Consider the following 24,615-nt stretch of genomic DNA (forward strand, 5'->3'; position numbering starts at 1 on the left):
GGACCTTCGCGTGAAGGCCGGGGTACACGGCCGACCGGACGAGGAACCATCGACGTGAGTGAACAGCACGAGACGCAGGGGGCAGTGACCCGCGGCGTTTCCGGGGCTGCTCCGTCCGCCTCCCGGCGTGGAACGCCTGCCGCTGCACAGCACCGCGACATCCCCCAGGCTACGGTGACGCGTCTCGCCACGTACCTGCGGGTCCTCGGACTGCTCGCGGACGAGGGCGCCATCATCGTCTCCAGCGAGGAACTCGCCACCGCGTCCGGCGTCGGATCGGCCAAGCTCCGCAAGGATCTGTCGTTCCTGGGGCCCAATGGCGTTCGTGGAGTCGGCTACGACGTCACGCGGCTGCGGGCGCGGATCGAATCGGCGCTCGGGCTGGATCGGGGCCACCGCGTGGTGCTGGTGGGGATCGGCAACCTGGGGCGGGCGCTGGCCGGGTACGGCGGTTTCGATCGCCGCGGATTCTCGATGGTGGGTCTGTTCGACCGTGATCCCGCCCTGATCGGCGCCGACATCGGGGGCCTGACGGTCCGCGACGTCGCCGAGCTGGCCGACGCCTGCCGCGAACTCGACGCGACGATCGGCGTCATCGCGACCCCGGACAGTGCTGCGCAGGACGTGTGCGACCAGCTCGTCGGCGCCGGTCTGCGCTGCATCCTCAGCTTCTCCCCGCTCACGCTGGAGATCCCTGATCACGTCGAGATGCGCCGGGTGGATCTCGCGATGGAAATGCAGGTGCTCTCCTTCAACCTGGCGCGTAACGAGGAACAGTCTCCCCAGCAGGTCTCCGCTGCATCCGTGGCGGTTGGCGCTTCGACCAGAAACGGATCGGTGATCAGGCCGTGAGTGTGCTTCTCGTCGGGATCTCGCACCGCAGTGCTCCCGTCTCCGTCCTCGAGCGGATCGCGGTGACCGACACCGACCGTCCGAAGCTGACCGACAGGATGCTCGCCTCGGCGCACATCTCCGAGGCGATGATCGTCTCGACGTGCAACCGCATCGAGATCTATGCCGTCGTCGACGCCTTCCACGGCGCGCTCACCGAGATCGGTGACCTGCTGTCCGCGCATTCCGGACTCGATCTGACCGAACTGCACAAGCACGCGTACGTCCGGTACAGCGAGGCAGCCGCCGAGCACCTCTTCGCGGTCGCCAGTGGTCTCGATTCGATGGTCATCGGCGAGCAGCAGATCCTCGGTCAGATCCGTACCGCCTACGCGGCCGCCGACGCGCAGCAGGCCGCGGGCCGCGCGCTGCACGAGTTGGCGCAGCAGGCGCTGCGGGTCGGCAAGCGTGTGCACTCCGAGACCGGGATCGACGCCGCGGGCGCGTCCGTGGTGTCCGTCGCCCTCGACCGCGCCGCCGGGATCCTCGGCGACGGCGGACTCGTCGGCCGCACCGCCGTCGTCCTCGGCGCCGGTGCGATGGGCAGCCTGTCGGTCGCGCACCTCACCCGCGCCGGCATCGGACGCATCCTCGTCGTCAACCGGACCCGCGAGCGGGCCGAGCACCTCGCCGCCACCGCGGTGGGCAACGGCGTCGACGCGGTCGCGATGGACTTCGACGACCTCTCCGACGCGATGGCCCAGTCCGACGTCCTGGTCACCTGTACCGGCGCGGTCGGTTCCGTCGTCACGCTCGCCGACACGCACCGCGCCCTCGCGGCGCCGGAGCGCGAGCCGAACCGCCCGCTCGTGATCTGCGACCTGGGCCTGCCGCGCGACGTCGAACCCGCCGTCGCCGGACTGCCCGAGGTGGTCGTGCTCGACATGGCTGCGCTGCAACGGGATCCGGCTGCCGGTGCCGCCGCATCCGACGCCGACGCCGCCCGCGCCATCGTCGCCTCCGAACTGTCCCAGTACCTGGCCTCGCAGCGTCTCGCCGAGGTCACCCCGACCGTCACCGCGTTGCGTCAGCGCGCGGCGGAGGTCGTCGAGGCCGAACTGCTGCGCCTCGACTCCCGACTGCCGGGGCTCGAGGACCCACAGCGCGACGAGGTCGCGCGCACCGTCCGGCGCGTCGTCGACAAGCTGCTGCACGCGCCGACCGTGCGGGTCAAGCAACTCGCGTCCACCCCCGGCGGCGACACGTACGCTGCGGCGCTGCGCGAACTGTTCGAGCTGCGCCCCGGATCGGCGGAGGCGGTTGCCGCGCCGATCGATCTGGGCGATTTCGCCTCCGGACCCGACACCACAGGAAAGGATGCGCAGGCATGAGCACCGATGCGGCCGCGTCGCCGGCCACCGACCTGAACGTCGGTCCGGACTCCCGCACCCTGCGGATCGGCACGCGAGGCAGTCTGCTCGCGACCACGCAGGCCGGCCACGTGCGCGATGCGCTGATCGCCGCCGGACACCCCGCCGAGCTGGTGATCATCAAGACCAAGGGTGACGTCACCGCCGGACCGGTGCAGCGCATCGGTGTCGGCGTGTTCGTCGCCGAACTCCGCGAGGCGCTCGTCGCCGGCGAGGTCGACGTCGCGGTCCACTCCTACAAGGACCTGCCCACCGCGCAGCCCGACGATCTGACGATCGCCGCGGTCCCGACCCGTGAGGATCCGCGCGACGCACTCGTCGCCCGCGACGGCCTGGTGCTCGGCGAGCTGCCGCCCGGATCGCGGATCGGCACGTCGGCGCCCCGTCGCCGCGCGCAGCTTCGCGCGATGGGTCTGGGGCTCGAGATCGAGCCGCTGCGCGGCAACATCGACACCCGCCTCGGCAAGGTCGCGTCGGGAGAGCTCGACGCGATCGTGATCGCCCGCGCCGGCCTGTCCCGCATCGGCCGGACCGAGCGCATCACCGAGACGCTCGAGCCGGTCCAGATGCTGCCCGCGCCGTCGCAGGGCGCGCTGGCCGTCGAGTGCCGCTCCGACAACCCGGATCTCATCGCGATTCTCGGCGAGCTCGACGATCACGCCACCCGTGCCGCGGTGGTCGCCGAACGTGCGCTGCTCGCCGAGCTGGAGGCCGGCTGCACCGCCCCGGTGGGAGCGATCGCCGAGGTCGTCGAGTCGCTCGACGACGACGGCAGAGTTTTCGAGGAACTGTCCATCCGCGGCTGCGCCGCCGCGATCGACGGCTCCGATGTGATTCGGGCGTCCCTGGTGGGGTCGCCCGAGCGTGCCGACGAGTTGGGGCGTGCGGTTGCACGGGAACTCCTCGACCTGGGTGCACGCGATCTGATGACGATTGCCGAGGACGGTGATGCCGATGCTTGACCTGGTTGCCCCGAGGCCCGATTTCACGCTTTCTATTACCTATCGACATGAGACCGCACTGGAGAACTACCGATGAGCCGAGTCCGTAAGAACAGCCCCGGACGGATCCTCTTTGTGGGATCGGGACCCGGTGATCCGGCGCTGCTCACCGTCCGCGCGCACGACGTGCTCGCGTCGGCCGCGCTGGCGTTCACCGATCCCGACGTGGACAAGGGCGTGACGGCGCTCGTCGGCACCGCGCTCGGCCGCGACCCGGAGACCGATCTGCCGATCGCCGAGGTCCGCCCTGCGCTGGGCGAGCCCGCCGAGGTCGCCAAGACCCTCGTCGCCGAGGCCAAGAACGGCCACGACGTGGTCCGGCTCGTCTCGGGTGACCCGTTGACCACCGACTCGGTGATCGCCGAGGTTTCGGCCGTCGCCCGCACCCAGGTCGTGTTCGAGGTGCTGCCCGGTCTGCCGTCCGGATCCGCCGTCCCCAGCTACGCCGGCATGGCGCTGGGCTCGGGCCACACCGAGGCCGACGTCCGCGGCGAGGTCGACTGGGCCGCGCTGGCCGCCGCTCCTGGCCCGCTGGTGCTGCACGCGACGTCCGCGCACCTGGCCGAGACGGCGAGCGCGCTGGTCGAACACGGCCTCGCCCCGCAGACCCCGGCCGCGATCACCGTCCGCGGCACCACCCGTCAGCAGCGCACCGTCGAGGCCACCCTCGCGACGCTCAACGACGCTGGTTCCGAGCTGGTGGGTCCGCTGATCGTCACGGTCGGCAAGGTGGTCTCGCAGCGCAACAAGATGTCGTGGTGGGAGTCGCGCGCACTGTACGGCTGGACCGTCCTGGTGCCGCGCACCAAGGAGCAGGCCGCCGACATGAGCGACCGCCTCGTCACGCACGGCGCCATCCCGATCGAGGTGCCGACCATCGCGGTCGAGCCGCCCCGCAGCCCGGCGCAGATGGAGCGCTCGGTCAAGGGTCTGGTCGACGGCCGCTACCAGTGGGTGGTGTTCACCTCCACCAACGCGGTCCGCGCGGTGTGGGAGAAGTTCGAGGCGTTCGGTCTGGACGCCCGTGCGTTCTCCGGCGTGAAGATCGCGTGCGTCGGTGAGGCCACGGCCGAGAAGGTGCGCTCGTTCGGCATCACCCCCGAACTGGTCCCGTCGGGTGAGCAGTCCAGCGAGGGCCTGCTGGCCGACTTCCCCCCGTACGACGAGGTGTTCGACCCGGTCAACCGCGTCCTGCTGCCCCGCGCCGACATCGCCACCGAGACGCTCGCCGAGGGTCTGCGCGAGCGCGGCTGGGAGATCGACGACGTCACCGCGTACCGCACCGTCCGGGCGGCGCCGCCGCCGGCCGAGACCCGCGAGATGATCAAGACGGGTGGCTTCGACGCGGTGTGCTTCACGTCGTCGTCGACCGTGCGCAACCTGGTCGGCATCGCCGGCAAGCCGCACGCCCGCACGATCGTCGCGTGCATCGGGCCCAAGACCGCGGAGACCGCGATCGAGTTCGGTCTGCGCGTCGACGTCCAGCCGGAGACGGCGCAGATGGGACCGCTCGTCGAGGCACTGGCCGAGCATGCGGCCCGACTGCGCGCCGAGGGCGCGCTGCCGCCTCCGCGTAAGAAGTCCCGCGCCCGCCGCTGATCCACCTCGGGAGAGCCGTGTTTCCAGTTCACCGTCCTCGTCGTCTGCGGGGCACGCCCGCGTTGCGTCGCCTCGTCGCCGAGACGTCGCTCGAGCCACGGCATCTCGTGCTCCCGATGTTCGTGGCCGACGGCATCGACGAGCCGCGTCCGATCTCGTCGATGCCGGGCGTCGTCCAGCACACGCTGGACTCGCTGCGGAACGCGGCGACCGACGCGGTCGCGGCCGGCGTGGGCGGGCTCATGCTCTTCGGAGTTCCGCGGGACGAGGACAAGGACCCGGACGGCTCGGGTGCCACCGATCCGGACGGGATCCTCAACCGCGGTCTGGCCGCGTTGAAGGCCGAGCTCGGTGACGCGACGGTTCTGATGGCGGACACATGCCTCGACGAGTTCACCTCGCACGGGCACTGCGGTGTGCTGACCTCCGACGGCCGCGTCGACAACGACGCGACGCTCGCTCGCTACGTCGACATGGCGGTGGCGCAGGCCGACGCTGGCGCCCACCTGCTCGGCCCCAGCGGCATGATGGACGGCCAGGTCGCCGCGATCCGTGCGGGGCTCGACGCCGCCGGCCACACCGACGTCGGGCAGTTGGCGTACTCGGCGAAGTACGCGTCGGCCTTCTACGGCCCGTTCCGGGAGGCCGTCGGCTCCTCGCTCGAGGGCGACCGCCGCACCTATCAGCAGGATCCGGCGAACCGCCGCGAGTCGCTGCTCGAGGTGGACCTCGACCTCGCCGAGGGCGCCGACCTGGTGATGGTCAAGCCCGCGATGTCGTATCTCGACGTGCTGCGCGAGGTCGCCGACCGCTCGACCGTCCCGGTGGCGGCGTACCAGATCTCCGGCGAGTACGCGATGATCACGGCTGCCGCGCAGAACGGTTGGATCGACCGGGACGCCGCGGTGCTCGAGTCGCTGCTGAGCATCCGCCGCGCGGGCGCCGACATCGTGCTCACCTACTGGGCGGCCGAGGCCGCGGGGTGGCTGGCATGACCGGACAGTGGCCGCCGCCGCAGCAGCCCGGTCAGCCCGACCAGTGGCCCGGCACCCCGCAGTACCCGTCGGGCCCGCCCCAGTACCCGGGACAGCCGCAGGGGCAGTACCCGATGCCGCCGGTCCAGCAGGAGAAGCGCCCGGTCCCGGCCGACGTCCTGACGGCGTTCCAGCTGTGGTTCGTCGTCGCGGCGCTGGGCGTGGTGTACCTGGTCGCGGCACTGCTGTTCGTGCACAGCGACCGGGCGTCGTTCGTCGACCAGCTGATGGACGAGTTCGCCAAGCAGCAGATCGATCCGCTGCCGACGCGCGCGGAGGTTGATCAACTCCTGACGTTGGGCCTGGTCGCCACGGGTGTCATCCTGACGCTGGTACTCGGCGGGCTGACGATTCTGTTCGCCTTCAAGATGCGCAAGGGCAAGAACTGGGCCCGCATGTTGCTCACCATGGCCGGCGTGTTCACGGTCTTCTCCGCGTTGCCGACGGTGTTCGGCGCCGGGCAGGGGAGCGGGACCGCCGCGCTGCTGATGGGCGGCGCGGGAATCCTGCAGGCGGTGGCTGCGATCGGCGCGATCGTGCTGATGCACCGCAAGGAATCCAACGCATACTTCCTGAACCTGCCGCCCGCTCCTCCCGCGCGCTGAGCGGTTCGCCCGATTCGGTCTTCCAGCCCCTCCGCTGTAATGTGAATCGAGTCACATGAACAGGGTGTCGGGTCAGGCTCCAGGGGGTTGGAATGCGCGTCGAACATCGGACCGGTGGGCGACGGGAACTGGTGTGGATCGCGTTGGTCGCACTGTTCGGAATCGCGACGTTGCTGTTGTTGATCGTGCCGGGCGTCCTCGCTGCATGACGTCCTCGGCCGCTCGCGCGACCTCGGTGATGCGCCGGCCTGCGCGCTGCCCCAGGATGGGGTCGTGATCGAACGTTCCCCGCGCCCGGTGTCGGTCGCCTACTGGATCTGGGTGCTGTGCGCCGCCGTGATGGTGCTGCTCGGTCTGCTCGCGGCGACGACGTCCGCCGACGCGATCCGCGGTCGCCTCGATTCCGACGTCGACTCGTTCGTCTGGTTGCTGCGCGGCATCGGCATCGGGTCCGTCGTGTTCGGTGTCGCCATCGGGTTCCTCGCAGCGCCCGTGCGCGCGGGAGATCGCCGCCTGCGGACGGTTGTCGCGGTGTTGTGTGGCGTGTTCGCGCTGGCCGTCGTCGCGATGGTGGCGATCGGTGTCGTCGCCCCGGTGCTGCTGACGATTCCGGTGCTGCTGACGGTGGCGAGTGTGCTGGTTTACCGGGAGGGTGCGCGTGAGTGGTTCGAGCACAGTGCCTGAATCGAACGGAGTGCCTGAGCCGAACGAAGTGCCTGAGCCGAGCGAAGTGCCCGAGGCTGGCGGTGCGGATGCGGTGACGCCGCTGTTCCTCGAGGAGGGTGCCCGCTGGCGGACGGTGGCGTACGGCCCCGTCTTCTGTGTGATCGCGCTCGTGATCGAACTGGCGACCGGGCCGGTGGTGCACTGGTTCGCGCTGACACTGTTCGCCGCGATCCTGGCCGGCATCGTCTCGGTGCAGGTGGCCGCGGCGCGGCGGCACGTGAGCGTGCTCTTGACCGACTCGCTGCTGCGACAGGGCGCCGAAGAGGTGCCACTCGACGAGATCGACGAGGTGCTCCCGGAGGCGGATCCGTATGCGGACGAACCGCAACCGTGGGAGCGCGCGCGCAGCCTCGGCGAACTGTCCGCGGTGCCGCGCCGCCGCACCGGCATCGGCCTGCGCCTGCGGGACGGCAGCTTCGCGCAGGCATGGGCGCGTGACGACGAGGGATTGCGAGCCGCTCTGACCGCGGCTGTCGCGCGTGCGAAGGGCGCCGGGTCGTGAATCGGGCGGTCCTGGTGCCGGTCGCAGAGTCGGTCGGGGCCCTCGCGCTGCTCGCCGTCGCGGTGTGGTGCTGGGCGCGCGGCGTGACGGACCACGAGTTCGCGCCCGTCGTGCCGGATGGGCCCGCCTTCACCTCCACGGACTATTCGGGTCCCTGGATCGCGGCAGCGTTCGTCGCGGTACTGGTGGCGGGACTGCTGGTGTGCGACGTCGCACGCCGTCGTCGCCGCGCGAGTACCCGTAGGGGGTATCATGGCTGACATGAACGGATACAGCCCGCAGCAGGAAGACCTGCTCAAGCGCCTGCGGCGCATCGAGGGCCAGGTGCAGGGCATCTCGCGGATGATCGCGGACGACCGCTACTGCATCGACGTCCTCACCCAGGTGTCGGCCGCGACGTCTGCTCTGCAGTCGGTCTCGCTCAAGCTGCTCGAGGCGCACCTCGCGGGTTGCGTCGTCGAGGCCGCGAAGAAGGGCGGCCCGGAGGCGGACGCCAAGGTCAAGGAAGCGTCCGACGCCATCGCGCGCCTGGTGCGATCCTGAGTCCGATGCGATTCTGAACATCGGGAGGTCTTCGATGGAACACACGTACCTCGTCAAGGGCATGACCTGTCAGCACTGCGCGGCCGCGGTCACCGAGGAGATCAGCGAACTGTCCGGAGTCACGAGCGTCGACGTGGACGTCGACGCCGGCCGGGTCGTGGTGGAGAGCGAGTCCCCGCTGGACACCATTGCCGTCGCCGCGGCAGTGACCGAGGCGGGCTACGAACTGGTCCTGTAGTGACCACCACCGCACCGCGCACCGTCGAACTCGACGTCGGGGGCATGACGTGCGCGTCGTGCGCGGCACGAATCGAGCGCAAGCTCGGCAAACTCGACGGGGTCACCGCCACCGTCAACTACGCCACCGAGCAGGCGCACGTCGAGTATCCCGACGGCATGCCGTTGCAGGATCTCATCGACGTCGTCGAGAAGACCGGATACACGGCCGCGGTGGCGGCTCCCGAGGAGCCGGTCGAGACGGACGAGGGTCGCGACCGCCTCGGGGCCAGGCTCACGATCGCGGCCGCCGCATCGGTGCCGGTGGTCGTGGTGTCGATGATCCCGTCGCTGCAGTTCGACTACTGGCAGTGGATCGCGTTCGCCCTCACCACCGTGGTCGTGTTCTGGTGCGGCTACCCGTTCCACCGTGCCGCCGCCGTCACCGCCCGGCACGGGATGGCGACGATGGACACCCTCGTCTCGCTCGGCACGCTCGCCGCGTACGGATGGTCGACGTGGGCGCTGGTGTTCGGTACCGCCGGGCGCATCGGGATGACGCACGCGTTCACGTTCCGGCCCGGCGCGCACGATCCCTCCGGGCAGATCTACCTCGAGGTCGCCGCCGGGGTCACCACCTTCCTGCTCGCCGGCAGGTACGCCGAGTCGCGGGCCAAACGTCGTTCCGGAGCCGCGCTGCGCGCCCTGCTCGAGGTGGGCGCCAAGGACGTGTCGGTGCTGCGCGACGGCGTCGAACAGCGGATTCCGGTGTCGGCGTTGCGGGTCGGCGACGAGTTCGTGGTGCGGCCGGGGGAGAAGATCGCCACCGACGGGCAAGTCGTGCGCGGTCGCGCGGCCGTCGACACCTCGATGCTCACGGGCGAGTCCGTACCCGTCGAGGTCGGCGAAGGCGACACCGTCGTCGGGGGCACGCTCGACACCGACGGCCTGCTCACGGTGCGGGCCGACCGCGTCGGATCCGACACCCGATTGGCGCACATCGCGAAACTGGTGACCGAGGCGCAGAGCGGCAAGGCGCACGCGCAGCGTCTCGCGGACCGGGTCTCGGCGGTGTTCGTGCCGGTAGTGCTGACCATCGCGGCGGCGACCCTCACGGTGTGGCTGCTCCTCGGACATCAGGCCACCGAGGCGTTCACCGCCGCGGTCGCGGTCCTGATCGTCGCGTGCCCGTGCGCGCTCGGTCTGGCGACACCCACCGCGCTGCTCGTCGGCACCGGGCGCGGCGCCCAGATGGGAATCCTCATCAAGGGCCCCGAGGTGCTCGAGCAGACCCGACGCATCGAGACCGTCGTCCTCGACAAGACCGGCACCGTCACCACCGGCCGGATGGAGTTCGAGGAAGTGATCGCGGCACGGGGGGAGGATCGGGACAGGGTGCTGGCGCTGGCCGCGGCTGTCGAATCCGGGTCGGAGCATCCGGTCGCGCAGGCGATCGTGCGCGCGGTGCCGGCACCGCTGACCGTCACCGGATTCGTGAACCGCCCCGGTGTCGGCGTCGAGGGTGTCGTCGACGGTCACGACGTCCGTGTCGGACGCGCCCAGGGCGCCGTTCCCGCGGAGGTGCAGAGCCGGCTGCCCGACGGCCGGACATCGGTGATCGTGTCGTGGGACGGCCGGGTACGGGGCGCGCTGGTGGTCGCCGACGCCGTCAAGCCCACCAGCGCAGAGGCGATCCGCGAGATCCGCGGTCTCGGGATGACACCGGTCCTGTTGACCGGCGACAGCGAGGCCGTCGCGACCGCCGTCGCGCGTGAGGTCGGCATCGACCGGGTGATCGCCGAGGTGCTGCCCGACCGGAAGGCGGCGACGATCGCCCGACTGCGCGAGGACGGCGCCGTGGCGATGGTCGGCGACGGCGTCAACGATGCCGCAGCGCTCGCCACTGCAGACGTCGGGATCGCGATGGGTACGGGCACCGATGCGGCGATCGAGGCGAGCGACCTGACACTCGTGCGCGGCGACCTGCGGTCGGTGCCCGACGCCATCCGGTTGTCTCGGCGCACACTCGCCACCATCAAGGGAAACCTGTTCTGGGCGTTCGCCTACAACGTCGCGGCGATCCCGTTGGCGGCGACGGGACTGCTCAACCCGATGATCGCAGGCCTGGCAATGGCGCTGTCGTCGCTGTTCGTCGTCGGCAACAGTCTGCGGTTGCGGCGTTTCCGCTGACCGAGACCGGTCCGGACGACATCACAGGTATGGAACCGGTCGGCAGTGGGTACCGAACCTGTGCAGGGTCCCGCACCGCAGTGGTCGCCAGGGACCGTCGTCGTCCGTTCGGGAGGTTGCCGCCGATGAGTTCGGTGAGAACGCAGGTTGCCGCGAATCGTGGGCTGTCGTGGGCCGAGGACTCGGCCACGGACGAGGATCCGGCGTCCACGCCGGGCTGGCTGCTCGGTGTGGCCGCGTCGGTGGTGCCCGGCGCCGTGACGATGCTGCTGGGGCGCTCGGTCCTCGAAGCCGTCACCGTCGTCGCGCTCACCGCCCTTGTCGTCGCGGCGTCGGCACTCCTGCTGCCCTCCCGCTGAACGTTCGGCCGTTTTCGGAATTGGTTGCGGTGCAGACTGTTACGGGTCGATCGAGCGTCGGGGTCCGTTGCCCGGCAGAAATGCCCCAGCGGTGCGAGACTCGACGTCATGAACAGGAACAGGATCGCCTCCGCAATCATGATCGCCGCTGCCACAGTCGGTTTCGCCACAGCGTGCAGCGACGACGACAACGACTCGACCGACGCATCGGTGACGGCGTCGGCCACGACGACCGCCTCGTCGGCGTCGGACGACCTCGGAGACAAGGCTTCCGAGATGGCGAGCTCGGCGTCGAGTGCTGCGTCCAGCGTGGCCTCCCAGGCCGGTGACGCCGTCGACAGTGCCAAGCAGGCGGCGTTCGTCGCCACCTTCCGTGCCTCGTATTCGGATCTGGCGACCGATCGCGACGACGACTCGATCAAGGCGATCACCGAGGACACGTGCGCGCTCCGCGAGAAGGGTGCGACCGACGACGAATTGAAGGAAGCGGTCAAGGGTCTCGCGGCCAACGGCACGACGGTTCCGTCCGACGAGCAGGCCTCGCGCATCCTCGACATGGCTGTGGCCGCCTGTTCCTGATCGCCCGCTCGTTGCGGCCGCCGTCGGATCGTCTGCCGGCTTCGGACCGACGCGTCGGTTACTCCGCGTAGGGTGAGCAGCACATCACCGGCAGACAGGGAGGGGTCTTTCGTGCGCAGGTCGACGCTCGGAGCAGGAGCTGCCGTCGCGGCAGCGATCATCGGAATCGGGGTCGCGCCGACAGCGTGTGCCGAACCGGCGCCGCCACTTCAGGTCACCACGGTGATGGACGGCCTCGCGAAGCCCTGGGACGTAGTGGTCGCGCCCGACGGCGCGATCCTCACGGGTGAACGTGCCGGACGCTTCGTCGTCAAGCGTCCCGACGGCACCGTCGGGGAGATGACCGCGGACCTGTCGGACCTGTACGCGGAGGGCGAGACCGGGCTGATGGGTATCGCGCTCGCCTCGGATTTCGCGACGAGTCGCACCGTCTACACGTGTCAGGGACACCGGCAAGCGGGCGGGGGTTCGCTCGGGGCCGGTTCGCTCGGGAGCGCGGACGCCGGCACCGACATCCGCGTCGTGTCGTGGACGGCAGACCCGGAGTGGACGACGCTGACCCGCACCGGGGTTGTTCTCACGGGGATTCCGACCGGTGCGGGCGGTCGCCACGGCGGATGCCGAATCCTCGCGCATCCGGACGGCACGCTCTACATCGGCACGGGGGACACTGCGAGCCCCACGGTCCCGCAGGATCGGAACTCGCTGGGCGGCAAGGTGTTGCACGTCGACGCCGACGGCTCACCCGCGGCGGGGAACCCGTTCCCGGACAGTCCGGTCTTCACGCTCGGGCATCGGAACGTGCAGGGCCTGGCCTTGCAGCCGGGCACCGGGCGTATCTACGGCATCGAGCAGGGCACCAGCCGGGACGACGAAGTGAACCTGCTCGATGCCGGAAACAATTACGGCTATCGACCCGATCGGGCGCCGTTCATCTACGACGAGAGCGTTCCGATGACCGATCCGGTCCGTGTTCCCGGCGCGGTCGCCGCGGTGTGGAGTTCGGGCGCGCCCACTCTCGCCACCCCGGGCGGCACCTTCGTCTCCGGCGCCGCATGGGGGGAGTGGGACGGCGCACTGGCCGTGACCACCCAGCAGGGCCGGGAGATGCTGCTGTTGAAGCTGACCGCGGACGGAACAGCGGTGACGGAGACGGACTCCGTGCTCACCGATCAGGGGCGCCTCCGGTCGGCCACCCGGATGCCCGACGGCAGCCTGCTCGTGACCACCGACAACGGCACCGGCGACAAGGTGCTCCGCGTCGCTCCCACCACGTCGTAGGAGCAGTAGGTCGTGTGTGCTCCCGAGGTGATGACGCATGTGCACCGGACGATCGGGGAGGGCGGGCCGAGGGTGACCCGACGGGGACTCCTGGGCGCCGCAGGCCTGGCGGCACTGGGCGGGGTACTGGCTCCGCGCGCCGCTGTGGCCACGCCCGCAGAGCCTGCGATCTCGATCCGGGCGCGCTCGGTGGTCGATCTCACGCATACTCTCACTCCCGATTTCCCGGTGTGGCCGGGGAGCGAGGCCTTCACGATGGCACCGGTCGTCGTGATCGATCCGAGCCCGCTCGGCTCCGTCGCAGGTGTACTGGGTGGATCGTCCGGCCCGGCGCGCGGCGAGTTCCACGTCAACCGCGTCTCGTACTGCGAACACGTCGGAACCCACATCGACGCGCCCGCCCACAAAATCGTGGGCGGTCGCACGGTCGAGGAACTACCGATCGAGGACTTCGTCGCGCCCATCGCCGTCGTGGACATCTCCGAGCGAGCCCGCACCGACGCTGACGCGGTGCTGACGGTTGCCGACATCGAGGCGTGGGAACGCGCACACGGGCGGCTGCCCGCCCGATCACTGATTGCGATGAACTCCGGTTGGGCGGCGCATGTCGCCAACCCGCGCAAGTACGTGGGCCTGGATGCGACCGGGACCCCGCACTCGCCGGGATTCGACCCCGACGCGGTCTCCTTCCTCGTCGAGGAACGCGACATCGTGGCGATCGGCGTCGACACACTGAGCCTGGACGCCGCGCGCAGCCGCACCTACGGCGCCCACGTGGCGGCCCTCGGCGCGGGCAAGTACGGCATCGAATCCCTCGCGAACCTGTCCGCGCTGCCGCCGGCAGGGGCGACCGTGGTGGTCGGGGCGCCCAAGCATCGCGGCGGATCCGGCGGGCCGTGCCGGGTGCTGGCGTTCGTGGACTGACCGGACAGGCAGTAGGCCCGGTAGCTCACCCGCCCGGAATCCCGCGATAAGTGCGCAAAACGCGGGAACCTGCGCCCGGAAGCCCGCGATAAGTGCGCAAAACGCGGGACCTGTGCCCGGGAACCCGCGATAAGTGCGCAAAACGCGGGACGGGCGGGGTGGGTCGCGGCGGGTCGGGCTGGGTCGAATCGTAAGGAGAAGCGCCGCGAGCCGCGGTAGTCTCGCCGGACGAGCCTCTTCGGTATCTCGAAAGGCGTTTCGTGCGAACTCCGGAACCCGACATTCCGCATCTCGCGCCGGCGACGGTCGTTGCGACGCTGCGCGCGGCCGGATGCGTGTTCGCCGAAGACGAGGCGCGCCTTCTGGTCGCGGAGGCGGCGCGCGCCGGAGACCTGGCTCGGATGGTCGAACGTCGCTCCGCCGGTGTGCCCCTCGAGCACGTCCTCGGTTGGGTCGAGTTCTGCGGCCGGCGAATCGACATCGAACAGGGCGTGTTCGTGCCGCGTCGACGGACCGAACTTCTGGTGCAAGAGGCTGCGGCACTGGTGGATCAGCGCGACGTCGTCGTCGACCTGTGCTGCGGGTCCGGCGCGGTGGGAGTCGCGATCGCTGCCGATTCACCCGGTGTCGAACTCCATTCCGCCGACCTCGATCCCGTCGCCGTCAGGTGCGCGCGCCGCAACGTGGAACCGGTCGGCGGGCACGTGCACGAGGGAGACCTGTTCGACGCACTGCCCGAGGAACTGCGGGGACGCGTCGACGTCGTGGTCGCCAACGTCCCGTACGTGCCCAGCGATGCGATCGCGCTGATGCCGCCGGAGGCGCGCGATCACGAACCGCGTGCGGCGCTGGACGGCGGCCCCGACGGCCTCGACGTTCAGCGGGCCGTCGCGGAAGCGGCGCCGCGCTGGCTGAGCCCCGGCGGGCGTCTGCTGGTGGAGACCAGCATCCACCAGGCGTCCAGCTCGGTCGGGATATTCACGCGCGCAGGACTTCTCGCGCAGATCGTCCATTCCGACGAGCTGGACGCCACCGTGGTCGTGGGAATGCGGCCGGCTGACTACTGACCGTCGAGCATGGCGGCGCCCGCGAGGGCGTCGGGCACACCGAGGCCGTCGACGAGGGTGGCCGCGTGCGGGCGCAGCGTCCGACAGCGTTCGTTGATGCCGCGGCGGACCGCCTTGGCGCGTTCGACCGAGAGCAGGCGATGCTCCATGAACCACGCCTTGTCGTCGTCGATCACGGTGAGCGCGAACAGGTCGCACAGTTCGCTCAGCAGGTCGCGCGCGGCCTCGTCCTCGCACTCGTCGATGCCCGCGATGAACGCCTCGAGCACCACCCGGTCGATGTGGGCGCGGGCCGCGTGCAGCACATGGTCCTGCACGAAGTTGAAGGCGTCGAAGGGGTCGTCCTCACGCTTGCGGGCGGCTTGCAGGCGCCGCGCGGCGGTCGCGAGCAGATACTCCTCGCGGTCCTCGATCATCGTCAACTGGGTGCCGCGGTTGAAGAGGCTGCCGTCCTCCTCGTTGTCCTGGCGGGTGTCGAGAATCGTCTGGATGATCTGCTGCGCTGCCGTACGGGAACGGACCGCGTCACCGAAAGCGCTGGCGGCGAACGCCATCCACTCGACGGGGCTCATCCCGCGCACCTCGTCGGCGTACTTGGTGAGGAGCTCCTTCGCGACCAGCTGGGTGAGCACCGTGTTGTCGCCCTCGAAGGTGGTGAACACGTCCGTGTCGGCCTTGAGGGCCGTGAGGCGGTTCTCGGCGAGATAACCGGCACCGCCGCACGCCTCCCGGCACTCCTGGATCGCCCGCGTGGCGTGCCACGTGTTCGCGGCCTTGAGCCCCGCGGCCCGCGACTCGAGTTCGCGCTGCTCGGCGGAGTCGACCTCGTCGGCGGTCTGGATGTCGTGCATCTTCGCGACGAGTTCGTTCTGCGCGAACCCGAGTGCGTAGGCGCGGGCGATGTGCGGGAGCAGGCGCTGCTGGTGGACCAGGTAGTCCATGATCGGCACCTCGGGATCCGGCGTCGCGTCGTCCCCACTCGGCGCGCTGAACTGCTTGCGCTGCAACGCGTACCGGGTGGCGATCGTGAGGGCGACCCGCGCCGCTGCGGCCGCCGAGCCCCCCACCGTGATCCGCCCGCGCACGAGCGTGCCGAGCATCGTGAAGAAGCGGCGGTTCTCGTTCTCGATCGGCGACGAGTACACGCCGTCGGCGTCCACGGACCCGTACCGGTTCAGCAGGTTGGTCCGCGGCACCCGGACGTGGTCGAACATGATGCGCCCGTTGTCGACTCCGGGCAGTCCGCCCTTGAGGCCGCAGTCCGACGTCGTCACCCCGGGCAGGTCGTTGCCGTCGGCGTCGCGGATCGGCACGAGCAGGCAGTGCACGCCGTGCGACTCGTCCCCGACCACCAACTGCGCGAACACCGCCGCCACGCGGGCGTGCTCGGCCGCGCCGCCGATGTAGTCCTTGCGCGACGACGGGGTGGGGGAGTGGACCACGAACTCGTCGGTGGCGGCGTCGTACGTGGCGGTGGTCTCGAGGCTCTGCACGTCGCTGCCGTGCCCGGTCTCGGTCATCGCGAAGCAGCCCAGTAACTCGAGGTCGATCATCGGGCGCAGGAACTCGGCGTGATGGTCCTCGGTGCCGAGGTTCTCGATCGCGCCGCCGAACAGACCCCACTGCACGCCGGCTTTCACCATGAGCGACAGATCCGACATCGCGAGCATCTCGATGGCGGTCACCGCCGCGCCCGGGTCCGCGCCGCTACCGATCTCGACGCCGAAGCCTCGGTCGACGAAGCCGCCGGTCGCGAGGACCCGCATCTGTTCGAGTGTCTTCGCCCGAGCCTGCGCGATGTCGGGGGTGTAGTGCGGCCGGAACTCGTCCGTCGACAGGTCGATCCGGGCCTTCTCGCGCACCTCCGCCCATCGGCCGTCGAGGGTGCTTCGCAGATGATCCGCAGTGGTCGCCATGACCCGACGGTAATGCGGTCCGGCGGGTCCTGCCCGGGAACTGCCCGGCACCCGACCTGCGTGAACGGACACATCGAGCCGATGTGATTCCGGCCACCTCCTACACCCTGTCGTTGGCAAACTCGACAGAACTGGGACACTGGAAACCGTGACTGCTGCCTCCAGCGGGTCCGGCCTCGGACCCGATCTTCGTGACGCCCGTTCCGCCCAACTCTTCGACCGGGCGTCCAGGGTGATCCCGGGCGGCGTGAATTCCCCCGTTCGGGCGTTCGGTTCGGTCGGCGGCGCACCCCGGTTCATCGAGAAGGCGTCCGGTTACACCCTCACCGACGTCGACGGCAACGACTACGTCGACCTGGTGTGCTCGTGGGGTCCGATGATCCTGGGACACGCGCATCCGGCCGTCGTCGAGGCCGTGCAGAAGGCCGCGACCACCGGTCTGTCGTTCGGTGCCCCCACCGAGGGCGAGATCGCGCTCGCGGAGGAGATCGTTTCCCGCGTCGCGCCCGTCGAGCAGGTCCGCCTGGTCAACTCGGGCACCGAGGCCACCATGAGCGCCGTGCGGCTGGCCCGCGGCTTCACCGGCCGGTCCAAGATCGTCAAGTTCTCCGGCTGCTACCACGGCCACGTCGACGCCCTGCTCGCCGACGCCGGTTCGGGCCTGGCCACGTTCGGGCTGCCCACGTCGCCCGGTGTGACCGGCGCGCAGGCCGAGGACACCATCGTCGTGCCCTACAACGACCTCGAGGCGGTGCGCGCCGCGTTCGCCGCGAATCCCGGCGAGATCGCGTGCGTCATCACCGAGGCCGCCGCCGGCAACATGGGCGCGGTCGCGCCGCTGCCCGGCTTCAACGAGGGCCTGCGCGCACTCACCTCCGAGCACGGCGCGCTGCTGATCATGGACGAGGTCATGACCGGGTTCCGCGTCAGCCGTTCCGGTTGGTACGGCCGCGACGGCGTCGCCGGTGACCTCTACACGTTCGGCAAGGTGATGAGCGGTGGCCTCCCGGCCGCCGCGTTCGGCGGTCGCGCCGACGTCATGGCCAAGCTCGCCCCGGCCGGCCCCGTCTACCAGGCCGGCACGCTCTCCGGTAACCCCGTCGCCGTCGCCGCGGGCCTGGCGAACCTGCGCGCCGCCGACGACGCCGTCTACGCCGCGCTCGAGCGCAACGCGCAGACCCTGGGCACGCTGCTCGGTGACGCGCTCACCGCCGAGGGCGTCCCGCACCGGGTCCAGTACGCCGGGACGCTGGTCAGCGTGTTCTTCACCGAGAACCCCGTCACCAACTACGCCGAGGCCAAGGCCGCGGACACGTGGCGCTTCCCGGACTTCTTCCATGCTCTGCTCGCGCGCGGCATCTACGCGCCGCCGAGCGCGTTCGAGGCATGGTTCGTCTCGTCGGCCCTCGACGACGACGCCTTCTCGAAGATCGCCGACGCCGCACCGCACGCGGCGAAGGCCGCCGCCGCAGCCCAGAACTGACCAGACCCGGATCGACCGGACACCGGCCGACCGACCGAAACGCAGGGACCACCACCGTGACCGACGCCGACAACGCGAGCGCTGCCGACACCTCCGACAACTCCGAGACCCGGACCATCGTTCACGTGCTCCGGCACGGCGAGGTCCACAACCCGAGCGGCATCCTCTACGGACGCCTCCCGAACTTCCGGCTGTCGGAGAACGGCGAGTCGCAGGCCCGTGCCGTCGCGTCGGCGCTCGCGGACCACGACATCACCCACGTCGTCGCGTCGCCGCTGCAGCGCGCACAGGAGACCGCTGCGCCGATCGCGGAGAAGCACGGCCTGCAGATCGCGACGGACGCCAACCTCATCGAGGCCGCCAACGACTTCGAGGGCCTCAAGGTGGCCGTCGGCGACGGTGCGCTGCGCCGCCCCCGGCACTGGTGGAAGCTGCGCGACCCGTTCACGCCGTCGTGGGGCGAGCCCTACCTGCAGATCGCGCACCGCATGCTCGCCGCGGTCAACACCGCGCGTGTCGCCGCGGTCGGCCACGAGGCCGTGTGCGTGAGCCACCAGCTGCCGGTGTGGACGCTGCGGCGTTTCCTGCAGGGCGAGCGCCTCTGGCACGACCCCCGCAACCGTCAGTGCGGTCTGGCATCCCTGACGTCCCTGGTCTACGAGGGCGACACCCTCGTCGACATCGTCTACTCCGAGCCGGCCGGATCGTCGGACCCGAGGGTGACCGGAGCATGAAGTTCCCGTCCCTCCGACTGGCGGCCGCGGCGTGCTCGCTGGTTGTCGCGGCCACCGTCGCGGGCTGCGCCACCGGTGACGACGCCGTCGCGCAGGGCGGCACGTTCGTCTTCGTCTCGCCCGGCGGCAAGACCGAACTGTTCTACGATCCGCCGTCCGAGCGCGGCGCCGTCGGCAAGGTGTCCGGCGAGGACCTGATGACGGACGGCAAGACCACGTCGCTCACCGACTACGAGGGCCAGGTCGTCGTGCTCAACGTGTGGGGCCAGTGGTGCGGACCGTGCCGTGGTGAGGCCGACGATCTCGAGAAGGTCTACGAGAACACCAAGGACATGGGCGTCCAGTTCCTCGGGATCAACGTGCGGGACCACACCAAGGACAAGGCGCAGGACTTCGTCGTCAACAACAAGGTGGGCTACCCGTCCATCTACGACCCCGAGATGAGGACGCTCCTCACCCTCGGCAAGAACTACCCGACCAGCGTCATCCCCACCACGATCGTGCTCGACCGCGAGCACCGGGTGGCCGCGGTGTTCCTCAAGGAGTTGCTGGTCGAGGATCTCCAACCGGTCGTGGAGCGGATCGCGCAGGAACCGCAGGACCAGGGATGACCGCCGATACCGTCCTCCTCGCAGGTGTCGGCGACAGCTTCCAGTCGGCGGCGGCGAGTGGACCGCTCCTGCTCGCGTTGGGCGCGTGCGTGCTCGCGGGCCTCGTGTCGTTCGCATCACCGTGCGTCGTCCCGCTCGTGCCCGGCTACCTGTCGTACCTGGCCGGTGTCGTCGGCGCCGACGCTCCCGCCGTGTCGGAAGCGGAAGCCGCCACCCGCACCAGGACGCTGCGCGACGGACGCTTGCGGGTGGCCGGAGCGGCGGGACTGTTCGTCGCGGGCTTCACGGTCGTGTTCGTGCTGGCCACGGTGTCGGTGTTCGGCGCGATCGAGGCGCTCGCCCTCAACCGCGACGTGCTGCAGCGGGTCGGCGGTGTCGTGACGATCGTGATGGGCCTGGTGTTCATCGGCCTGGTCCCCGCGCTGCAGAAGGACACGCGGATGGAGCCGCGCCGCATCTCGAGCCTGGCGGGCGCCCCGCTGCTCGGCGGTGTGTTCGCCCTCGGCTGGACGCCGTGCCTGGGCCCGACGCTCGCGGGCGTCATCTCGGTCGCGTCCGGCACCGAGGGCGCGACCGCGGCCCGGGGTGTCGCGCTGATCGTGGCGTACTGCCTCGGTCTGGGACTGCCGTTCGTGATCGTCGCGCTCGGTTCGGCGCGCGCGCTGCGCGGCGTCGGCTGGCTGCGTCGAAACACCCGGACCATCCAGATCATCGGCGGAATCATGTTGGTGGCTGTCGGCATCGCGCTGGTCACCGGAGCGTGGGACCAGTTCGTCGGCTGGGTCCGTGACGCATTTATCTCGGAGGTGACCCTGCCGATATGACGGTTCGAGACACAGTGAGCGACGGCGGCACACCCGCCGACGCCCCGACGAATCCGCCTCGCCCGCCGCGGCAGTCGGCCGGTGGCCGCGCCGCCGCTCTCGCCCGCAACACGTGGCGCGGGCTGACGTCGATGCGGACCGCGCTGGTGCTGCTGTTCCTGCTGGCGCTCGCGGCCATACCGGGCGCGCTGCTGCCGCAGCGCAGCCTCAACGAGGGGAAGGTCAACGACTACATCGCGGCCCGGCCCACCCTCGGTCCGATCATGGACAAGCTGGAGCTGTTCGACGTGTTCGGCAGCTACTGGTTCACCGCGATCTACGTGCTGCTGTTCATCTCGCTGGTCGGCTGCATCCTGCCGCGATGCGTCGAGTACGCCAAGGCGCTGCGCACGCAGCCGGTGGCGGCGCCGCGCAACCTCGGCCGGCTGCCGCACCACCGCAGCGAGACCGTCGACGAGGATCCGGAAGCGGTCGCCGAGCGGGTGCGGGGGCAACTGCGCGGATGGCGCGTCGTCCAGCGCGTCGGCGGCGCCCGCGCCAAGCACCCCGAGGAGATCACCCTCTCCGCGGAGAAGGGCTTCCTGCGCGAGGCGGGCAACCTGGTCTTCCACCTCTCGCTCGTGGCGCTGCTGGTCTCGCTGGCCGTCGGCAAGCTCAACAGCTACGAGGGCAACGTGATCGTCATCGCCAACGACGGAGCCGGCCTCTGCACGACCTCACCCGCGGTCTTCGATTCCTTCCGCGCCGGCAACGAGCGCGACGGCACCGGAATGACCCCGCTGTGTGTGCGAGTGAAGGACTTCACCGCGGACTACCTCGACAACGGCCAGGCCGAGATGTTCACGTCGAACATCTCCTACCAGTCGGGCGACGACCTCGAGTCGAACACCTGGCGGGACGCGCAGCTCAAGGTCAACCACCCGCTGCGGGTCGCCGGCGACCGCGTCTACCTGCAGGGCCACGGCTACGCGCCGACGTTCACCGTGACGTTCCCGAACGGCGAGACCCGCACCGAGACGCTGCAGTGGCGTCCGGACGACGCGACGACGTTCCTGTCCAGCGGTGCCATGCGCTTCGACCCCCCCGGCGGCATGTACGCCGACGAGGACGAACGCCGCAAGAACCAGATCGCCATCGAGGGTCTGTTCGCCCCGACCGCGGTGTTCCACGGGAATCTGCTGTCGTCGGGCTATCCGGCGATGAACGATCCGGCCGTCGCGATCGACATCTACAAGGGCGACACCGGTCTCGACACCGGCAACCCGCAGAGTCTGTTCTCGCTGAACAAGGAGCTCATCAACCAGGGTCGGCTCGTCAAGCAGGAGCGCGTGAACCTGTTCCCGGGCGAGTCGAAGACCCTCGCGGACGGCACGCAGGTGCGGTTCGACGGTGCCGTCGACTTCGTGAATCTGCAGGTCTCGCACGACCCCGCGCAGCAGTGGGTGCTGGTGTCGTCGATCGTGATGATGGCAGGCCTGCTGGTCTCGCTGGTGATCAAGAGACGTCGTGTGTGGGTCCGGATCTATCCCGCGACCGGCCCCGGCAAGGATGCCGACACCGTGTCGGCTACATTGGCCGAGGGTGAACGACGTACCGTAGTAGAGCTCGGTGGACTCGCCCGAACCGATCAGGCCGGCTGGGGCGACGAGTTCGATCGGCTGTGCACCCGACTGCTGGACGACGAGCGCGCGACGCGCAGGAGATGAATATGACGATCAACGAGACACTCGCTCGCTACAGCGACTGGTCGTTCGAGTCGGCTTTCGCGATCTACGCGCTCGCGACGGTGCTGCTCATCGCCCGGTACGCCTCGATGCGCGCCCGCGCGGTCCAGGACCGTGAGCTCGTCGCGGCGGGCGCCACCGGTGGTGCCGTCGCCACGGCGGATCTCGTGCCCGGCCGCGTGGTCGAGAAGCCCGGCAAGACGTGGTCCGAGAAGCTCGGCGGCATGGGCTACGCGCTGCTGGTCGTCGGCGCGGTGCTGCACATCGCGTCGATCGTGCTGCGCGGGTTCGCCACCGAGCGGTTCCCGCTCGGCAACATGTACGAGTTCGTGACGATGGCGTGTGCGGCGGCGATCGTCGCCGGTCTCGTCGCACTGCGCAAGACGGCCGATCTCTGGGTCTTCATGCTGGTGCCGGTCCTGATCCTGATGTTCCTCGCGGCGACCGTTCTCTACGCCGACGCGGCACCCGTCGTACCCGCCCTGCGCTCGTTCTGGCTGCCGATCCACGTCACGATCATCAGCGTCAGCAGCGGCATCTTCCTGGTCTCCGGCGTCGCGAGCATCCTGTTCCTGTACCGCATGAAGTTCCCGGCGGGCGAGGAGGGCGACGGGCCGTTCGGCAAGATCGCGCAGCGTCTGCCCAACGCCGAGACTCTCGACCGACTCGCCTACAAGTCGACGATCGTCGCGTTCCCGTTGTTCGGTGCCGGCATCATCCTGGGCGCGATCTGGGCCGAGGCGGCCTGGGGACGCTTCTGGGGCTGGGACCCCAAGGAGACGGTCTCGTTCATCGCGTGGGTCATCTACGCGGCGTACCTGCACGCCCGCGCCACGTCGGGCTGGCGCGACACCAAGGCGGCCTGGATCAACGTCGCCGGCTTCGTCGCGATGCTCTTCAACCTGTTCATCATCAACATGGTGGTCTCGGGTCTGCACTCCTACGCGGGTCTCACCTGATCTGCCCCGCTCGGGCGCGGGACCCCGGCAAGCGAGGGGTGGAAAAAGCGAAAAGGAATCGGCCGCTGTGAGACAGCGGCCGATTCCTTTTGTTGCGTTCTCGCGTGGCCTAGGCGTCGGGATCGGTGGGGGTATCGCTACCGGGCCGGTCCGAGTGGCGGCGGTGGTTCTCGCGGTCCACGCGCCACAGGAACTCGGGGTCGTCGTCGGGACCGACAGCCCTACCGCCCCTGCCGCCCCCGCGTGCCGCGGTGGTGGGTGTGGGGCCGAACGCCTTCCAGAACAGGACCGCAAGCGTCACCAGACCGATGAGCGCCAGTAGGTAGATCACGGTGCACCTCCTGGTTACGAGGGTAGCCGTGTCCGGGTGTTCCCGGCATCCACCTGGTGTCCGAAGTTCCGGACCCCGGCACTAGCTGTGGTGCGCCTCGGTGGTCAGGGACGAGAGGAGTGCCATCACCTCGGCCTCCCGGAACCTCCGGTGGCCTCCGGGGGTACGCAGCGATCCGAGCCGGCCTGCGTGCGCCCAACGGGTGACGGTCTTGGGGTCGACATGGAACAGTGCGGCGACCTGGCCCGGGGTCAGCAGGGCTTCCTTGGCGCCGTTATAGGTGGGTGCGCTCATCGATCCTCCAAGGTTCGGGGCCCACCAGGACGGTCGGCCGGGGGGAGATTCGGGACCGGTTCGTTTGTCGACCGGCTTCGACATAGTGGCACTCAACCCCCCAGGTACTCGAACGATCTAAAGTTGGTAAAGCGGAGGTAATAGACAAATCGGACTACCCGGGCTCATGGGTATCAAGCTGGTCTCCGGAATCGGCAATCCGGTACGAACCCCACCGCCGGCCCCTATGGTGGCCCCTGTCTGCCTCGACGCCAAAGGGTCCGATCGGACATCCGGATGAGGCATCGGAGCGCGACGAGGTCGACATTCAGGGGTGGCAGTGCGGGACGCGGGTGTCGGGGATCGCGTCTCACGGAACCGTCGGTAGCGGCCCGTTCTCCACGCGGGCCGGGAGGGGGATGTGCATGCTCGCGGAGAACCTCGGTCCGCTCCTCGGGACGAACGTCATCGACAGCGTCTACTGGGCCTTCCAGCAGGGAGCGACGTTCGGGAACGCGATCATGACGGGACTCACCAGCGGGCTCGTCAACGTCGTCACGACGATCGGAACACTCGATCTCGGCTCGACCATCAGCAACAACACCGCCCCATTGCCGCCACCACCTGCATGAGGACCATTCGTCGAGTTACGAAGGAGGACCCGTGATCACAGGATTCATCGGCCCCAACGCCGGCGCGACCGTCATCCAGGCCATTTACCAGGCATTCCAGCAGGGCGCGACCATCGGCAACGCCGTGGTGACGGGAAACTGGGGCAACCTCATGGCGACGTTCGGAGTCGTGGACTGGGGCTCGACCTTCAACAATCTGGGGCCGGGAGTCCTGCCACTGGTCTTCTGACGACGGCGCCGG

The 24,615-nt window shown here is 69.8% G+C and carries 28 protein-coding genes; 25 read left to right on the plus strand and 3 right to left on the minus strand.

All coding sequences use genetic code 11. The features are described 5' to 3' along the window. The first annotated feature begins 54 nt into the window (after window positions 1-54). The 17 genes from PSS76_RS05745 (at window position 55) to PSS76_RS05825 (ending at window position 14,887) form a co-directional block, all read left to right on the plus strand. Window positions 55-852 (plus strand): redox-sensing transcriptional repressor Rex, encoded by a 798-nt coding sequence (locus PSS76_RS05745; RefSeq protein WP_013417001.1) that lies wholly within the window; start codon window positions 55-57, stop codon window positions 850-852. Further along, complete coding sequence (locus PSS76_RS05750; RefSeq protein ID WP_005518098.1) at window positions 849-2,222, plus strand: glutamyl-tRNA reductase; 1,374 nt, start codon at window positions 849-851, stop codon at window positions 2,220-2,222. Before PSS76_RS05745 ends, PSS76_RS05750 begins: the two co-directional genes overlap by 4 nt. Next, window positions 2,219-3,223, plus strand: a complete 1,005-nt coding sequence (gene hemC / locus PSS76_RS05755) for a hydroxymethylbilane synthase (RefSeq protein ID WP_005518099.1) — start codon at window positions 2,219-2,221, stop codon at window positions 3,221-3,223. The genes PSS76_RS05750 and hemC overlap by 4 nt, the downstream gene beginning before the upstream one ends. Before the next feature lie 72 nt (window positions 3,224-3,295). Further along, the gene (locus tag PSS76_RS05760) at window positions 3,296-4,861 is read left to right on the plus strand and encodes a bifunctional uroporphyrinogen-III C-methyltransferase/uroporphyrinogen-III synthase (RefSeq protein WP_005518100.1); all 1,566 of its coding nucleotides are present in this window, start codon (window positions 3,296-3,298) and stop codon (window positions 4,859-4,861) included. Between the two features lie 17 nt (window positions 4,862-4,878). Beyond that, complete coding sequence (gene hemB, locus PSS76_RS05765; protein WP_005518101.1) at window positions 4,879-5,856, plus strand: porphobilinogen synthase; 978 nt, start codon at window positions 4,879-4,881, stop codon at window positions 5,854-5,856. Beyond that, window positions 5,853-6,500 (plus strand): hypothetical protein, encoded by a 648-nt coding sequence (locus PSS76_RS05770; protein ID WP_022597511.1) that lies wholly within the window; start codon window positions 5,853-5,855, stop codon window positions 6,498-6,500. Before hemB ends, PSS76_RS05770 begins: the two co-directional genes overlap by 4 nt. A gap of 273 nt (window positions 6,501-6,773) precedes the next feature. Then, the gene (locus PSS76_RS05775; RefSeq protein ID WP_081184498.1) at window positions 6,774-7,184 is read left to right on the plus strand and encodes a hypothetical protein; all 411 of its coding nucleotides are present in this window, start codon (window positions 6,774-6,776) and stop codon (window positions 7,182-7,184) included. 28 nt (window positions 7,185-7,212) lie between these two features. Beyond that, a complete protein-coding gene (gene mce1N / locus PSS76_RS05780) occupies window positions 7,213-7,728 on the plus strand; it encodes a transport-regulating membrane protein Mce1N (protein ID WP_226347456.1) in 516 nt (171 codons plus the stop codon). Continuing rightward, window positions 7,725-7,988 (plus strand): hypothetical protein, encoded by a 264-nt coding sequence (locus PSS76_RS05785; RefSeq protein WP_064058374.1) that lies wholly within the window; start codon window positions 7,725-7,727, stop codon window positions 7,986-7,988. Before mce1N ends, PSS76_RS05785 begins: the two co-directional genes overlap by 4 nt. A gap of 1 nt (window position 7,989) precedes the next feature. Then, window positions 7,990-8,271 carry a metal-sensitive transcriptional regulator gene (locus tag PSS76_RS05790; protein ID WP_013416995.1) on the plus strand — a complete coding sequence of 94 codons (282 nt, stop codon included), beginning with the start codon at window positions 7,990-7,992 and terminating at the stop codon, window positions 8,269-8,271. Window positions 8,272-8,305: 34 nt separating this feature from the next. Further along, on the plus strand, window positions 8,306-8,509 hold the full coding sequence (locus PSS76_RS05795) for a heavy-metal-associated domain-containing protein (RefSeq protein ID WP_013416994.1): 204 nt from the start codon (window positions 8,306-8,308) through the stop codon (window positions 8,507-8,509). After that, window positions 8,509-10,677, plus strand: coding sequence for a heavy metal translocating P-type ATPase (locus PSS76_RS05800; protein WP_337455979.1), 2,169 nt, complete (start codon window positions 8,509-8,511; stop codon window positions 10,675-10,677). Before PSS76_RS05795 ends, PSS76_RS05800 begins: the two co-directional genes overlap by 1 nt. A gap of 125 nt (window positions 10,678-10,802) precedes the next feature. Further along, the gene (locus tag PSS76_RS05805; protein WP_005518121.1) at window positions 10,803-11,036 is read left to right on the plus strand and encodes a hypothetical protein; all 234 of its coding nucleotides are present in this window, start codon (window positions 10,803-10,805) and stop codon (window positions 11,034-11,036) included. Between the two features lie 108 nt (window positions 11,037-11,144). Beyond that, window positions 11,145-11,615 (plus strand): hypothetical protein, encoded by a 471-nt coding sequence (locus PSS76_RS05810; protein ID WP_064079792.1) that lies wholly within the window; start codon window positions 11,145-11,147, stop codon window positions 11,613-11,615. Between the two features lie 111 nt (window positions 11,616-11,726). Next, window positions 11,727-12,896: a PQQ-dependent sugar dehydrogenase gene (locus PSS76_RS05815; protein WP_022597506.1), complete on the plus strand. Its 1,170-nt coding sequence runs from the start codon at window positions 11,727-11,729 to the stop codon at window positions 12,894-12,896. 12 nt (window positions 12,897-12,908) lie between these two features. Next, entirely contained in the window at window positions 12,909-13,820 is a 912-nt protein-coding gene (locus tag PSS76_RS05820; protein ID WP_044991344.1) for a cyclase family protein, read from the plus strand. A gap of 260 nt (window positions 13,821-14,080) precedes the next feature. Continuing rightward, on the plus strand, window positions 14,081-14,887 hold the full coding sequence (locus PSS76_RS05825; RefSeq protein WP_084968918.1) for a putative protein N(5)-glutamine methyltransferase: 807 nt from the start codon (window positions 14,081-14,083) through the stop codon (window positions 14,885-14,887). On the opposite strand, the gene PSS76_RS05830 is transcribed toward PSS76_RS05825, so the two are convergent. Further along, window positions 14,881-16,803 carry an acyl-CoA dehydrogenase family protein gene (locus PSS76_RS05830; RefSeq protein WP_084968917.1) on the minus strand — a complete coding sequence of 641 codons (1,923 nt, stop codon included), beginning with the start codon at window positions 16,801-16,803 and terminating at the stop codon, window positions 14,881-14,883. The genes PSS76_RS05825 and PSS76_RS05830 overlap by 7 nt on opposite strands. Window positions 16,804-16,951: 148 nt before the next feature. On the opposite strand from PSS76_RS05830, the gene hemL reads away from it, so the two are divergent. From hemL to ccsB, 6 genes are read left to right on the plus strand one after another with little or no spacing between them, the layout of a single operon-like run. After that, the gene (gene hemL, locus PSS76_RS05835; protein ID WP_005518130.1) at window positions 16,952-18,286 is read left to right on the plus strand and encodes a glutamate-1-semialdehyde 2,1-aminomutase; all 1,335 of its coding nucleotides are present in this window, start codon (window positions 16,952-16,954) and stop codon (window positions 18,284-18,286) included. Between the two features lie 56 nt (window positions 18,287-18,342). Further along, window positions 18,343-19,020, plus strand: coding sequence for a histidine phosphatase family protein (locus PSS76_RS05840; protein WP_005518131.1), 678 nt, complete (start codon window positions 18,343-18,345; stop codon window positions 19,018-19,020). Beyond that, window positions 19,017-19,631 carry a TlpA disulfide reductase family protein gene (locus PSS76_RS05845; RefSeq protein WP_005518132.1) on the plus strand — a complete coding sequence of 205 codons (615 nt, stop codon included), beginning with the start codon at window positions 19,017-19,019 and terminating at the stop codon, window positions 19,629-19,631. The genes PSS76_RS05840 and PSS76_RS05845 overlap by 4 nt, the downstream gene beginning before the upstream one ends. Continuing rightward, a complete protein-coding gene (locus tag PSS76_RS05850; protein WP_005518133.1) occupies window positions 19,628-20,455 on the plus strand; it encodes a cytochrome c biogenesis CcdA family protein in 828 nt (275 codons plus the stop codon). The genes PSS76_RS05845 and PSS76_RS05850 overlap by 4 nt, the downstream gene beginning before the upstream one ends. Window positions 20,456-20,469: 14 nt before the next feature. Beyond that, window positions 20,470-22,161 (plus strand): cytochrome c biogenesis protein ResB, encoded by a 1,692-nt coding sequence (locus tag PSS76_RS05855; protein ID WP_041674418.1) that lies wholly within the window; start codon window positions 20,470-20,472, stop codon window positions 22,159-22,161. Between the two features lie 2 nt (window positions 22,162-22,163). Beyond that, window positions 22,164-23,138, plus strand: a complete 975-nt coding sequence (ccsB, locus tag PSS76_RS05860; RefSeq protein ID WP_084968916.1) for a c-type cytochrome biogenesis protein CcsB — start codon at window positions 22,164-22,166, stop codon at window positions 23,136-23,138. A gap of 109 nt (window positions 23,139-23,247) precedes the next feature. On the opposite strand, the gene PSS76_RS05865 is transcribed toward ccsB, so the two are convergent. After that, on the minus strand, window positions 23,248-23,469 hold the full coding sequence (locus PSS76_RS05865; protein ID WP_005518136.1) for a hypothetical protein: 222 nt from the start codon (window positions 23,467-23,469) through the stop codon (window positions 23,248-23,250). Window positions 23,470-23,550: 81 nt separating this feature from the next. Next, window positions 23,551-23,763, minus strand: a complete 213-nt coding sequence (locus PSS76_RS05870; protein WP_005518137.1) for a BldC family transcriptional regulator — start codon at window positions 23,761-23,763, stop codon at window positions 23,551-23,553. Window positions 23,764-24,167: 404 nt separating this feature from the next. Between PSS76_RS05870 and PSS76_RS05875 the strand changes: the two genes are divergently transcribed. After that, window positions 24,168-24,374, plus strand: coding sequence for a hypothetical protein (locus PSS76_RS05875; RefSeq protein WP_005518138.1), 207 nt, complete (start codon window positions 24,168-24,170; stop codon window positions 24,372-24,374). A 31-nt stretch (window positions 24,375-24,405) separates the two neighbouring features. Next, the gene (locus PSS76_RS05880; RefSeq protein WP_005518140.1) at window positions 24,406-24,603 is read left to right on the plus strand and encodes a hypothetical protein; all 198 of its coding nucleotides are present in this window, start codon (window positions 24,406-24,408) and stop codon (window positions 24,601-24,603) included. Window positions 24,604-24,615: the final 12 nt, after the last annotated feature.

The organism is Prescottella sp. D32, from assembly GCF_037287305.1.
GTDB classification, from domain to species: Bacteria; Actinomycetota; Actinomycetes; order Mycobacteriales; family Mycobacteriaceae; genus Prescottella; species Prescottella equi.